12 protein-coding genes are annotated in these 13,734 nt (G+C 66.4%); all 12 read left to right on the top strand.

What is annotated here, in order from left to right; translation table 11 throughout:
* Positions 1–212: 212 nt before the first annotated feature.
* A complete protein-coding gene (locus tag QW887_RS25235; protein WP_315752524.1) occupies positions 213–1,463 on the top strand; it encodes an ABC transporter substrate-binding protein in 1,251 nt (416 codons plus the stop codon).
* A gap of 119 nt (positions 1,464–1,582) precedes the next feature.
* Positions 1,583–2,407, top strand: a complete 825-nt coding sequence (locus tag QW887_RS25230) for an AraC family transcriptional regulator (protein ID WP_315827785.1) — start codon at positions 1,583–1,585, stop codon at positions 2,405–2,407.
* A 199-nt stretch (positions 2,408–2,606) separates the two neighbouring features.
* Entirely contained in the window at positions 2,607–3,617 is a 1,011-nt protein-coding gene (locus QW887_RS25225) for a branched-chain amino acid ABC transporter permease (protein WP_316175865.1), read from the top strand.
* Between the two features lies 1 nt (position 3,618).
* Positions 3,619–4,707, top strand: coding sequence for a branched-chain amino acid ABC transporter permease (locus QW887_RS25220; RefSeq protein ID WP_315717436.1), 1,089 nt, complete (start codon positions 3,619–3,621; stop codon positions 4,705–4,707).
* Positions 4,700–5,482, top strand: a complete 783-nt coding sequence (locus tag QW887_RS25215; protein ID WP_315717437.1) for an ABC transporter ATP-binding protein — start codon at positions 4,700–4,702, stop codon at positions 5,480–5,482. The genes QW887_RS25220 and QW887_RS25215 overlap by 8 nt, the downstream gene beginning before the upstream one ends.
* Complete coding sequence (locus QW887_RS25210) at positions 5,475–7,694, top strand: ABC transporter permease (RefSeq protein WP_315717438.1); 2,220 nt, start codon at positions 5,475–5,477, stop codon at positions 7,692–7,694. The genes QW887_RS25215 and QW887_RS25210 overlap by 8 nt, the downstream gene beginning before the upstream one ends.
* A gap of 5 nt (positions 7,695–7,699) precedes the next feature.
* Positions 7,700–8,545 (top strand): phosphoenolpyruvate hydrolase family protein, encoded by an 846-nt coding sequence (locus QW887_RS25205; RefSeq protein ID WP_315717439.1) that lies wholly within the window; start codon positions 7,700–7,702, stop codon positions 8,543–8,545.
* 76 nt (positions 8,546–8,621) lie between these two features.
* The gene (locus QW887_RS25200; RefSeq protein WP_315717440.1) at positions 8,622–11,519 is read left to right on the top strand and encodes a flotillin family protein; all 2,898 of its coding nucleotides are present in this window, start codon (positions 8,622–8,624) and stop codon (positions 11,517–11,519) included.
* A gap of 6 nt (positions 11,520–11,525) precedes the next feature.
* On the top strand, positions 11,526–11,963 hold the full coding sequence (locus QW887_RS25195; protein WP_315717441.1) for an SRPBCC family protein: 438 nt from the start codon (positions 11,526–11,528) through the stop codon (positions 11,961–11,963).
* A gap of 4 nt (positions 11,964–11,967) precedes the next feature.
* Entirely contained in the window at positions 11,968–12,411 is a 444-nt protein-coding gene (locus QW887_RS25190) for an SRPBCC family protein (RefSeq protein ID WP_315717442.1), read from the top strand.
* A gap of 15 nt (positions 12,412–12,426) precedes the next feature.
* The gene (locus tag QW887_RS25185; protein ID WP_315717443.1) at positions 12,427–13,248 is read left to right on the top strand and encodes an FAD binding domain-containing protein; all 822 of its coding nucleotides are present in this window, start codon (positions 12,427–12,429) and stop codon (positions 13,246–13,248) included.
* 3 nt (positions 13,249–13,251) lie between these two features.
* Positions 13,252–13,731, top strand: a complete 480-nt coding sequence (locus QW887_RS25180; protein ID WP_315717444.1) for a (2Fe-2S)-binding protein — start codon at positions 13,252–13,254, stop codon at positions 13,729–13,731.
* Positions 13,732–13,734: the final 3 nt, after the last annotated feature.

The raw sequence follows: 13,734 nt of genomic DNA, 5'->3' as shown, positions 1-13,734 counted from the left end.
TCATGGAAAATGAGACTCGTCGTCAAGGTCGAGGCCAGGCGGGTTGCACGCGCGCTCGGCTCATCCGGTAGCCTCCGCGGTCGATGGGGACTGACCGTCGCTCGTCAGAGATGACGCGAGGCGCCGGGAAGGTCCGCTGCCAACATGGCCAGAAAAACAGTGGCCGGCACACGCTCGTGTGCCCCGGCAATGGGCGACAAGGGAGGAGTTCGATGCACATGCGAAGTGTAGGTATCGCCGTGTTCACGGCGCTTTTGCTGTCCGGCACGGCATTCGCGCAGGAAAAGATCAAGGTCGGCGTCACGGCGACGCTGGAGGGCACCTATACCGTGCTCGGTGAGGACGGGATGCGCGGACACGTCACCGCGCTGAACGTGCTCGGCAAGAAGGTCGGCGACAAGGAGCTGGAATTCGTCGTCGCGTCGACCGACGCCACGCCGGACTCGGCCGTCCGTGCCGTGCGCAAGCTGATCGAGCAGGACAAGGTACAGATCCTGCTGTCGCCGCTGTCGGGCGACGAGGGCATCGCCGTCAAGAACTTCGCCAAGACACACCCTGAGCTGACCTTCGTGAACGCCGCGTCCGGCGCACAGGAGACGACCTATGTCGATCCCGCGCCGAACTTCTTCCGCTTCAACATGGACGGCGCCCAATGGCAGGTCGGCCTCGGCAAATATGCCTACGAGACCAAGGGCTATCGCAAGATCGCGACCGTCGGCGAAGACTATTCCTTCATCTACACCCAGGTGTTCGGCCTGGCGCTGGAGTTCTGCGGCCTGGGCGGCAAGATCACCAGCCGGCAATGGGTCCCGCTCGGCACCAAGGATTTCGCGTCGGTGATTGCGGCGCTGCCCGATGACGTCGATGCGATCTATCTCGGTCTCGGCGGCGCCGATGCCGTCAACTTCCTCAACCAGTATCAGCAGGCCGGCGGCAAGGCGCACCTGATGGGCGGCTCGATCATGATCGACCAGACCATCCTGTCGTCCAAGGGAAATGCCAAGAACGCCCTGATCGGTACGATTGCGGCGTCGGGTCAGGCCGATACCTGGGAGGATCCGCGCTGGCAGAAGTTCGTGAAGGCCTATCAGGACTCGTTCCCGCCGGAGAAGCGCTTCCCGAGCCCGTCGCTGCTCGCCACCAACTACTATGGCTCGACCATGGCGTTGATCCTGGCGCTGCGCGAGGTCAATGGCGATCTGTCGAACAACCAGGCCAAGCTCAAGGCGGCGCTGGCGAAGATCGAGATCGATGCCCCCAACGGCAAGATCAAGCTCGACGCCAACCGCCAAGCCATCGGCACCAACTTCGTCACCGAGGTCGTCGACGACGGCAAGGGCGCGCTGTTCAGCAAGGTGGTGAAGGTGATTCCCGACGTCAACCAGACGCTGGGATATGATGCCGCCACCTTCGCCAAGATCGGCCTGCCGAGCCGCACCGTGCCTGAATGTAAGAAGTACTGACCTTTCTGCAGAGGGCGACGCGGCTCGAGCGGGCTCGGGCCGCGTCGTCGCGTCCCTTGCTTTCTGCCAAGCGATGATCGACGCTGACGAATAATAAGAACCATTTCGGTGAGGAAGTGATGAGTAGGGCGCTCGCCGTCTTTCATGCTCGCTTCGGCCGTGCGACGGTTTATCAGCTCAATCGGCCATTCAATGTGCATGCCCATCGCGAGGGACATCTGATCTTTCACGTTGGCGGGACGCCGGCCGATATTGACGTCTGCGATCAGCATTATCAGATCGGCGAGAACTGGATCGTCGCGGTCAATCCGTGGGAACCGCATAATTTCCTGCCGAACGATGTCGGCAACGGCGCCATCTTCTTCGTGCTCTACGTCAATGCGGAGTGGTTCACGCCATCGGCCGCGCGCGAGCAGGGCTTGCGGTTTGGTCGTACCTGCTTCCGGCGGACCGCCGCGCTCGATCGCTGCATTCGCCGCGCCGCAGCGTTGGTATGTGGCGCGCCATCGCTCGGTTGCCTCGACGGCGAGCTGCGGCAGCTGATCGACAGTTGCTACGAGGAAAGCTGGCGCGTTTCGGAGCAGATGCCCGAACGGCCATGCGCGGAAGTGACGGATTTTCGTGTTCGCAAGTGCATCAAGCTGATGTCGGACAGTCCATGCGCCGAGATCGAGCTCGATCAGATCGCCCGCGAATCCGGACTATCGCGGCCGCATTTCTATCGGCTGTTCCGCAGCCAGACCGGAGTGACGCCCAATCTCTATCTGAATACGCTGCTGATGGAGCGGGCGCTCGATGCCGTCGTGGCAACGGAAGCACCGATTGCCGACATTGGGTTCGATCTCGGATTCACCTCCCAGAGCGGCTTCACGCGCTTCTTCGCCGGCAATGTCGGCATGGCGCCGACCGACTATCGCCGCGCTGCAAAGGTGCTGCGCGCCTGATGTGCTGCTGCGCGTCGCGCGAAAAGAGACTGTCGATCAAGTGCGCACTCTCGTCTGCCGCTACACTCTGGGCAACGTGATCCGCAAAAGGATCCGACGAGGGAGGACGAGCGATGGCCGGCAGACCCGGCGATCTTCGGCTGAATGCGCCTTTCCGCTGTGACGACGGATCCGTCCCTCTTGTCGTGAGGGAGGGACGATGAGCCGCTTCATCGAGCGTCACCCGATCTGGTCCCTCATCATTCTTCTCGTCTTGGCGCTGCTGGCGTGGCTGATTTTCGCCGTCTGGCCGCCGGGGCTCGAGGAGGCGATCGGCCGCAAGAAGGTGTTCCTGAGTGCGGTGTTCAACGGCATCACGCTGGGCGGGCTGTATTTCCTGGTCGCGAGCGGGTTCACGTTGATCTTCGGCCTGATGCGAAACGTCAACCTTGCGCACGGCTCGCTCTATCTGCTCGGCGGCTATGTGGGCTACGGCGTGTCCGCCGCGACCGGGTCATGGATCCTCGCCTTCGTCGCCGCCTTCATTGTCGTCGCGGCCATCGGCGTTCTCCTGCAGCTGCTCGTCTTTCGCCGCATGGAGGGCCAGGACCTGCGCCAGACCATGGTGACGATCGGCCTCTCGATCGTGTTCGCCGATCTGATGCTGTGGGCGTTCGGCGGCGACTTCTATCAGATCCAGACGCCAGCCTGGCTGATCGGGCCGGTACAGCTGCCGCTGATGACGGCGATGAAATCGTCGGGCGAGGCTGTGTTCCTGCAGTATCCGCTGGTGCGGCTGGTGATCTTCTGCGGCTCCGTCGTGATCGGCGTCGCGATGTGGCTCGCGCTCAACCGCACCCGCGTCGGCATGATCGTGCGCGCCGGCGTGGATGATCGCGAGATCCTGGCGGCGACCGGTGTGCAGATTCAGCTCGTCTTCGTGCTGGTGTTCGCACTGGGCGCGGGGCTGGCCGGCATTGCCGGCGTGGTCGGCGGAACCTTCCAGTCGATCTCACCCGGCGAGGACACGCGCTTTTTGCTGGCCTCGCTGGTCGTCGTCATCGTCGGCGGCATGGGATCGATCCCGGGAGCCGCGCTCGGCGCGCTGATCATTGGGCTTGCCGAGCAGCTCGGCTCGGTCTACATCCCGACCTATGCGATCGTCGTGACCTTCCTGATCATGGTGCTGGTGCTCGCGCTGCGGCCCCAGGGCCTCCTGGCGAGGCGATGAGATGTCGCTGATCCAGGAGGCACGTGCGCGGGAGAGCATGCTGGCAGGCGGCGCCGCACGGCAGCCGGCCGCATGGTCGGCCACCGAGCAGCCCTGGGCCTGGGCGGTCTCCGCGCTGCTGCTGATCATGCCGCTGATCGCCAACGGCTTCTTCCTGATCGAGATCTTCGGCACGACCCTGATCCTCGGAACCATCGCGTTGAGCCTGATGTTCCTCGCCGGCTATGGCGGCATGGTCAGCCTGATGCAGCTGACGATCGCGGGCTTTGCCGGCTACATGGTCGCCGTGTTCGGCGTCAGCGGCAACGCCAATATCAGCCTCGGATGGCCGTGGTGGTTGGCGCCGCCGATGGCCCTGGTGCTCGCGGTGCTGTTCGGCACGCTGGGCGGCGCGCTGGCGGTACGCACCGAGGGCATCTACACCATCATGATCACGCTCGCGATCGGCGCGGCGTTCTATTATTTCACCAATCAGAACTGGGCGATATTCAACGGCCACACCGGCATCAACACGATCGCCACGCCACATTTTCTCGGCGTCGATTGGCGCATGGACGTCGCGTTCTATTACCTGACGCTGGCGGTGGCCGCACTGTGCTATTTCGCTGTGCTCTATCTGTCGCGCGCGCCGTTCGGCCTGGCGCTGCAGGGCGTGCGCGACAATCCCAGGCGCATGGCCGCGCTCGGCTTCAACGTCAATGCACATCGCATCGCCGCCTATGCGTTCGCGGCCCTGATCGCCGGCATGGGCGGTGTGCTCCAGGTCTGGAACTATCGGCAGATCTCGCCCGGATCTGTCGCGGTCGAGCGCTGCATCGACATTCTCATCGTCGCCGTCGTCGGCGGCATCACCCGGCCGGTTGGGCCCTATATCGGCGCCTTCATCTTCGTCATCCTGCGCACTTTCGCGCTCGACTTCCTGGTGAAGGTCGGGCTCGACGGCAACCGGTTCCGGCTGCTGATCGGGCTCGGCTTTCTCGCTATCGTGTTCTGGTCCTCCGACGGAGTCATCGGCCTCTATGAGCGGTGGCGCCGTCGCAGCGAGGCTTCGGAGCCGCGGTCGCGCCCCGGAGGTCACGGCCATGGATAGGGTCGCTGACCGGCTCTCGGCGCTCGGCTCGACTGCAGCCCTCGAATTGCGCGGTGTCACGCGGATGTTCGGTGCGCTCGCCGCGCTGACCGACATCACGATCACGGTGCGGCCCGGCGAGCGGCGCGCGGTGCTCGGCTCGAACGGCGCCGGCAAGACCACCCTGTTCAACTGCGTGACCGGCGACTTCCTGCCGACCTCAGGCACGATCCGCTTCTTCGGCGAGGACATCACCGCCTTTCCGCCCTACGAGCGGATCCGCCGCGGGCTGCGCCGCACCTACCAGATCTCGGCGCTGTTCCTCGGCCTGTCGGTGCGCGACAATGTCTATCTGGCATGCCGTGGCGTCTCGCGAGCGCGCTTCTCGATGCTGCGTCCCAGCGCCAATGACGCCCTGATGCAGGCGGCCGAGCGCCTGATCGAGGCCGTGCATCTGACGTCCGTGCGTGATCAACTGGTTTCGGAGCTCGCCCATGGCCAGCAGCGGCAGCTCGAGATCGCGCTGGCGCTGGCCGGCGCGCCCCGATTCATCCTGTTCGACGAGCCGGCGGCGGGTCTGTCGCCGACCGAGCGGCGCGAGCTGGTCGAGATCCTGACGTCGCTGCCGCCGCACATCGGTTACATCATCATCGAGCACGACATGGACGTGGCGCTGCGCGTCGTCGAGAGCGTGACGATGATGCACAACGGCCGCATCTTCAAGGAAGGCGCACCGCAGGAGATCGAATCCGATCCGGAGGTGCAGGAGCTCTATCTCGGAGGCGGCCATGAATGACGTCCGCCGCTCCGCGCCTGCGCTCGAGGTCCGCGGCCTCGACGTGTACTACGGCCATTCGCATGCGCTGCAGGGCGTCGATCTCCGGCTCGACAGCGGCGTCTTCTCGCTGGTCGGCCGCAACGGCATGGGCAAGACGACGCTGTGCAAGGCCATCATGGGCCTGCTGCGGCCGTCCGCCGGCACGGTGCGTCTGCGCGGCAATGATATCACCGGGCTCAATCCGGCGCGCATCGCGCGGCTCGGCGTCGGCTATGTGCCGCAGGGGCGGCGTCTGTGGCGCTCGCTCAGCGTCGACGAGCATCTGCGACTCGCCGCCGGCCTGCGCCGCGGCGCCTGGACCGTCGAGCGCGTCTACGAAACATTTCCGCGGCTCGCCGAGCGCCGCAACAATGGCGGCGGCCAGTTGTCGGGCGGCGAGCAGCAGATGCTGGCGATCTCGCGCGCGCTGCTGACCAATCCGCAGCTCCTGATCATGGATGAGCCGACAGAGGGCTTGGCGCCGGTCATCGTCGCCCAGGTCGAGGAGATGCTGATCCGGCTCAGCCAGGACGGCGACATGGCGGTGCTCGTGATCGAGCAGAACATCGGCGTTGCGACCGCGATCTCGTCCCGCGTCGCGATCATGGTCAATGGCCGCATCAACCGTATCATCGACTCGGCCCGGCTCGCCGCCGACCGCGAACTGCAGCAGCGCCTGCTCGGTGTCGGCCAGCATGCCGGCGACGAGACCGATCTCGGGACGGGCGAAGTTCAGGAGAGGCCCGCCGCACGTGCGGCGGTGTCAACGACGCCGAAAGCTGCGCCCGTCAAGGTTTACGTCTCTAATCCCGTGCTGCCGACGCGCTGGTCGCAGCCGGTGCCGATCGCGCAGATCGAGGCCAAGGCGCGCACGCTCTCCACCAGCGTCAGCCGACTTGACGAGGCCGCGCGCCAGGGCCGCGAGCGCGCCGCGCCGATCACGTCAGGTCCGCCCGCGGTGATCGTCGCCGGCACGCTCGACACCAAGGGTGACGAACTGCGCTTCATCCGCGATCTCGTCGCGAGCCACGGGCTGCGCACCCGGCTGGTCGACCTCTCCACCAGCGGACGCCATACGAGCTGCGACGTCTCGGCCCAGGAGATCGCGCTCAATCATCCGCGCGGCGGTCCCGCCGTGTTCGGTGCCGACCGCGGCGCATCCGTCACCGCGATGGCGGAGGCGTTCGGGCGCTGGCTGCGCCGGCAGGACAATGTCGCAGGTATCATCTCGGCGGGCGGCTCCGGCGGAACGTCGCTGGTCGCGCCGGGCATGCGCGAGCTCCCCGTCGGCGTGCCCAAGCTGATCATCTCCTCTGTCGCATCCGGCGACGTCGGCGCCTATGTCGGGCCGGCCGACATCGCGATGATGTACTCGGTCACCGACGTCCAAGGACTCAATTCGATTTCGCGCGCGGTGCTGAGCAATGGCGCGCATGCGCTTGCCGGCATGGTGATGGCCCGCCAGCGGAAGCCCGCTATCGCTGACAGCACCCGACCGCAACGTCCCGCGATCGGCATCACCATGTTCGGCGTGACCACGCCGGCGGTGCAGAAGCTCACGGCCGAGCTGCGCGACGACTACGAGTGCCTCGTCTTCCACGCCACCGGCGTCGGCGGCCGCTCGATGGAGAAGCTGGTCGATTCCGGCATGCTCGCCGGCGTGATCGATCTCACCACGACCGAGGTCTGCGACCTGCTGATGGGCGGTGTGTTTCCGGCAACCGAGGATCGCTTCGGCGCGATCATCCGCAGCCGCGTGCCCTATGTCGGCTCGGTCGGCGCGCTCGACATGGTGAATTTCGGCGCGCCCGAGACCATTCCCGAGCGCTACCGCGGCCGCAAATTCCACGTGCACAATCCGCAGGTCACGCTGATGCGGACGACGGCCGCGGAGAACGCGCAGATGGGGCGCTGGATCGGCGAGCGGCTCAATCGCATGGATGGATCGGTCCGGTTTCTCCTGCCGGAAAAGGGCGTCTCCGCGCTCGATGCGCCCGGGCAGCCGTTCTTCGATCGCGAGGCGGATGAGGCGCTGTTCCGCAGTCTCGAGCAGACCGTACGGCAGACCTCGAGCCGGCGCCTGATCCGCGTGCCGCATCACATCAACGACAATGAGTTCGCAGCAGTGGTCGTCGGCGCCATCCGGCCGATGCTTGGGCGGCTGCCGGCGCGGCGCAGACAGGCGAGGTGATGGTCATGCCGAGATATGAGCGCGCACCGCTGCTGAAGAAGTTTCGCGACATGGTGCGCCGTGGCGTGCCGATCATCGGCGGCGGCGCCGGCACCGGCCTGTCGGCCAAATGCGAGGAGGCCGGCGGCATCGACCTGATCGTGATCTACAATTCCGGCCGTTATCGCATGGCCGGCCGCGGCTCGCTCGCCGGACTGATGGCCTATGGCGACGCCAATGCCATCGTGGTCGAGATGGCCAGCGAGGTGCTGCCGGTGGTGAAGTCGACCCCGGTGCTCGCGGGCGTCAACGGCACCGACCCGTTCCGCGACATGGATGTGTTCCTCGATGAGCTGAAGGCGCTCGGCTTCTCCGGTGTGCAGAACTTCCCGACCGTCGGCCTGATCGACGGCACTTTCCGCGCCAATCTCGAGGAGACGGGCATTTCCTACGCGCTGGAGATCGACATGATCGGGCGCGCGCATGACAAGGACCTGCTGACGACGCCTTACGTCTTCAATGAAGCCCAGGCCGCGGGCATGGCGATCGCGGGTGCGGACATCATCGTCTGCCATCTCGGTCTGACAACCGGCGGCTCGATCGGCGCGCAGACCGCGCCCAAGCTCGAAGACTGTCCCGGCCTGATCGACAGCTGGGCCTCGGCCGCGCTCAGTGTCAACCCCGAGATTCTAGTTCTGGCGCATGGCGGCCCGATCGCGGAGCCGTCCGACGCCGACTTCATCATGAAGCACACCAAGAACTGCCATGGCTTCTACGGCGCCTCCTCGATGGAGCGGCTGCCGGTGGAGCGCGCACTGACGGAGCAGGTACGACATTTCAAGGCAATCAGCGCGCGGCCACGCCGCGTCTGAGGCGACAACACGAGATCCGGCAGCAGCGGCGCTGAGGCGCCGCATTCGCCGGACGAGAGACTGAGGGAGAAATGAGATGTCCGGGGCTCTGATCGGTGAGCTGATTCTTTGGCTGATCATTGCGATCATCGTCATCGTGGTCGCGGTCTACATCGTCAACTGGCTGTATCACCGCTCCTCGAAGGAGGTGTCCTTCGTCCGCACGGGCTTCCTCGGGGAGCGCGTCGTGATCAATGGCGGCGCCTTCGTGCTGCCCTTCATTCACGACTATACGCCGGTGAACATGAACGTGCTGCCGATGGGTATCACGCGCGCGCGGCAGGACGCCGTCATCACGCGCGACCGCATGCGGGTCGACGTCGAGGCCGACTTCTACGTTCGTGTCCAGCCGACGCGCGAGGCGGTGTCGATCGCGGCGGCGACGCTCGGCCGTCGCACCCTCGAGCCGGAGCGGCTGCATGCGCTGCTGTCCGGCAAGTTCATCTCGGCCATGCGCTCGGTTGCCGCTGAAATGACCATGGAGCAGATGCACGAGCAGCGCGGTGACTACGTGTCCCGTCTCAAGGCGGCCGCGGCCGAGGCGCTGGCCCAGAACGGCCTGGAGCTGGAATCGGTGGCGATCACCGATTTGGACCAGACAGATCTCGAATTTTTCAACCCCTCGAACCGGTTCGATGCCGAGGGCCTGACGCGGCTGATGGAGGACATCGAGAGCAAGCGCAAGCTGCGCAACGATATCGAGCAGGACTCGATGATCAAGATTCGGACCCGCAACCTCGAAGCCGAGCGCGAGGCGCTCGATATCGAGCGCGAGAGCGAGACGGCGCGGCTGGAGCAGGAGCGCGACATCGAGATGCGCCGCGCCCTGCAGCGGACGGAGGTGGCGCGCGAGCGGGCGCTGCGCGAGACCGAGGCCGAGCAGGCACAGATCATGGCGCGCGAGGCGATCGAGAAGGCGCGGATCGCGAACGAACTGACGATTGCCGAGGCCCGAATCGCTGCCGAGCGCGACACGCGGCAGCGCGAGATCGAGCGGACGCGTGCCGTCGAAGAGAGGGAGCTGCTGGCGCGCGAGGACATCGAGAAGGCGCGGATCGCCAACCAGCGCGCGATCGACGCCGCGCGCATCGAATCTGAGCGCGAGGTGCGCCAACGCGATATCGAGCGGACCCGCACCATCGAGGAAGCCGAGATCGCCGCGCGCGAGGCGGTGGAGAAGGCCAGGATTCAGCAGGACCGCGTCGTCTCCGATGCGCGCATCGCCAATGACGAGGAGACACGCCGCCGCGAGATCGAACGCACCCGCGCGATCGAGCAGGCGGAGATCGCCGCGCGCGAGGCGACAGAGAAGGCGCGCATCGCGCAGACCATGATCGTCAATCTGGAGCGCATCAGCTCCGACGAGCGCACCCGCGCCACCGAGATTGCCCAAGTGCGCAACATCCAGGAGGCTGAGATCGAGGCGCAGAAAGCGGTCGAGGCCGCCCGGATCGCGCGCGAGCAGGCATTGTCGGCGGAACGGATCGCCGCCGAGCACGCCACGCGCAGGCTGGAGATTGAGCGCAACCAGGGCATCGAGATCGCCGGCATCGCCGCGCGCGAGGCCACCGAGGCCAGCCGCATCGCCCAGGAGGAACGCGTGCGTGCACTGGAGATCGCGCGCGTCAGGACCATCGAGGAGGCCGATATCGCCTCGCGCGAGGCGATCGAAGCGGCCCGCATCGCCCAGGAGCTGGCTGTAGCAGCCAAGCGGATCCAGTCGGAGAAGGAGACGCGTAGCCTGGAGATCGAGCGCACGGAGGCCGTCGAGGCCGCCGATCTGAAGCGTCGGGAGGCGGTCGAGCGGCGCCGCATCGAGGTCGAGCTGGCGCTGGAGGCCGAGCGCATTGCTTCGTCGCGGACGCGCGAGGTGCTCAACATCGACCACAAGAAGGCGATCGAGCTCGCCGACGAAACCCGCGTCATCGAGCTCGCCGCCAAGCGAGCCGAGCGCATCGATGCGGATCGTCAGGTCAAGGAAGCCGAGATCGTCGCGCGCAGGCAGGTCGAGACCGCCGATGTCTCGCGCGAGCAGGCGCTGGAGGCCGTCCGGTTGGAGCGTCGCCGGGCGATCGAGCAGCTCGAGGTCGCGCGCGTCCAGTCGCTGCAGGAGGCCGAGATCGCGGCCCGTGAGGAGGTCGAACGCGCCCGCATCGCCTCGGATCGTGGTCTCGACGAGGCCCGCATCGGCCGCGAGCGCGAGCTGCGTAAGCTCGAAGTGAACCGCGAGAAGGACGTCGAGACTGCGCTGATGGAGAAGGCCATCGCGCTGTATCAAAAATCGCTGGAGGAATCCGCGGCCAAGGTCGCGGCCGAAGAGGCGCGCTCGCGTGCAACGGAAGCGGCGGAGAAAGTCGTCACGGCGCGCGAGAGCGAGATTGCCCGCCGCCGTAAGACGGTCGAGGTGCTGCTGGCCGAGAAGCAGGCCGAGGAGACGCGGATCGCCGCAGAGGCCGAGCGGGTTCGTGCCGCGGTCGAAGCGGAGGCGCAGAAGCTGCTCAACGAGGCCGAGAACGTCCTGACCGACCAGGCACGCTACTCGCTGTTCCGGCGCAAGCTGCTCGACCGCATCGAGGGCATCGTGCGCGAGAGCGTCAAGCCGATGGAGAAGATCGAGGGCATCCGCATCCTGCAGGTCGACGGCTTGAACGGAAATGGCGGCAACGGCAATGGCGGCCGCAGCGCGACCGACGAGGTGATCGACTCCGCGCTGCGCTACCGCGTCCAGGCGCCGCTGATCGACTCCATTCTCTCCGATATCGGCGTCGAGGGCGGCAGCCTTGCCAAGATGCCGGGCCTGATCCGCGAGGCCAGGGACATGCAGGGAATCCGGAAAGAAACCTCGGCGCGCAAGGAGACAGGCGGCGGCGCCGGATCGGGCGAGGGCAGCCCGTCCGAGCCGCCGACCGATCGCGGTCCGCGCAAGAAGGGTTGATGCGAGATGGCGAGGGTTTACGTCTCCACCGTCGTGAGTGCCCGCAACGATCGGGTGTGGGCGCGCGTCCGCGACTTCAACGGCCTGCCGAACTGGCATCCGGCGATCGCCGAAAGCCGGATCGAGGGCGGCGAGCCCGCCGACAAGATCGGCTGCGTCAGGGATTTCCGGCTTCGCAACGGCGACCGCATTCGCGAGAAGCTGCTCGGCCTGTCGGACTACGACATGTTCTGCACCTACTCGATCCTGGAATCGCCGATGGGCGTATCGAACTACGTCGCGACCCTCAGGCTGACACCGGTCACGGACGGCGACAAGACGTTTCTGGAGTGGACCGCCGAGTTCGACTGCGCGCCGGAGCGCGAGGCTGATCTGGTGGCTTCGATCGGCGGCGGCGTGTTCCAGGGCGGCTTCGATGCGCTCAAGCGCGCGTTTGGGGGCTGACGCCGTGCCGCACGTGGTCAAGAGCACCATCATCGATGCGCCGACCGAGGCCGTGTGGGAGGTGCTGCGCGACTTCAACGGTCATGATCGCTGGCACCCGGCGGTGGCGACCTCTGCGATCGAGCGTTCGCAGACGTCCGACAAGATCGGTTGTGTCAGGCGCTTTCGTCTGAAGGACGGCTCCGAGCTGCGCGAGCAGTTGCTGGCGCTGTCCGATCTCGAGCAGAGCTTCAGCTACTGTCTGCTCGATACGCCGGTCCAGCTGTTCAACTACGTCGCCCATGTCCGGCTGCTGCCGGTCACCGATGGTGATCGCACCTTCTGGCACTGGGAGAGCCGCTTCACGACGCGGCCCGAGCTGGCCGAGGCGCTGTCGCGCATGGTGGCAGAAGACATCTACCAGGCCGGCTTTGAGGCGATCCGATCGCATCTGAAGCAGGCGGCATGAGGACGAGGTGAATCGATGCCAGTCACGGTGAAGACGTTTCAGGCCGCGAGCGAAGCTGCGTCTGCGCTGTCGTCGGACCGCGCGGCGCGCTACCTGGGCGGCGGCACGCTGGTCATGCGCGATCTCAATGAGGGCGACGTCTCGATTGCGACGGTCATCCGCGCCACCGACCGGACCTTGCAGGGCATCGATGCGGCAGGCGCGCGCATCAGGATCGGCGCCGGCGTCACCTTCGCCCGCGTGCTGGCCGAGCGCGATCTCGCCTTCCTGCATCCGGCGGCGCGCTCGATCGGCGGCCCGGCGGTGCGCAACATGGGGACCGTCGGTGGCAATCTGTTCGCTCCGGCGCCGTTCGGCGACTTCACGGTGGCGCTGCTGGCGCTCGACGGCATCGTCTCGCTGCAGGGCAGCTTCGGCGTCAGGGACATGCCGATCGAGGAGTTCCTGCAATCGCGCGACCGCCAGGCCGGTGCGCTGGTGGTCGGCGTGTCGTGCATCCGTCCTGCGTCGGCGGATGCGTTCCGCTATCGCAAGATCGCCCGGATCAAGCCGAAGGGCGGATCGGTGATCACGCTTGCGGCGCATCTTCCACAGAGTGGCGGCCGCGTGACCGGCGCGCGGATCGCGCTGGGATCGATGGCCCCGACCGCCATCCGCGCCAAGGCGGCCGAGCGCGCGCTCGAAGGGCGGCCGTTCGACGCCGGCGCGATCAGTGCCGCCGCTGCTGCGGCGGCCGAGGGAACGGCACCCACCGACAATTCGCTGGCCAGCGCGTGGTATCGCCGCGAAGTGGTCGGCGTCCATCTGCGGCGGCTGTTGTCGGGACAGGAGAGCTAGAGCATGGCCAAGACCCCACTTCAGTTCCGGCACAATGGTCGCGATGTCGCGCTGTTCGTCGACGGCGGCACCAATCTGCTGGTCGTGCTGCGCGAGATGATCGGCGACCTCACGCCGAAATTCGGTTGCGGCCAGGGCGGCTGCGGCGCGTGCACGGTCCTCATCGATGGCGACGCGCACCTGTCTTGTCTGACGCTCGCCGAAGCCGTCGAGGGCCGCGCGGTCGAGACGCTCGACGGCATCAAGAGCGGTCCGAATTTGCATCCGCTGCAGCGCGCCTTCGCCGAGGGTTTTGCCGCGCAATGCGGCTATTGCACGCCGGGCATGCTGATGGCGGCGAAGGCGCTGCTCGACAAGATCCCGCAGCCAAGCCGCGAGCAGGTGGTAGAGGCGATTTCGGGCAACATCTGCCGGTGTACCGGCTACGAGCCGATCATCAATGCGGTGCTGGCGGCGGCCGCGTCGCTGCGCGCGAGTGCGTGAGGA

Origin of the sequence: Bradyrhizobium sp. SZCCHNRI3052, assembly GCF_032484895.1 — a bacterium.
Taxonomy (GTDB): domain Bacteria; phylum Pseudomonadota; class Alphaproteobacteria; order Rhizobiales; family Xanthobacteraceae; genus Bradyrhizobium.
This window is presented reverse-complemented; position numbering and strand designations above follow the sequence as displayed.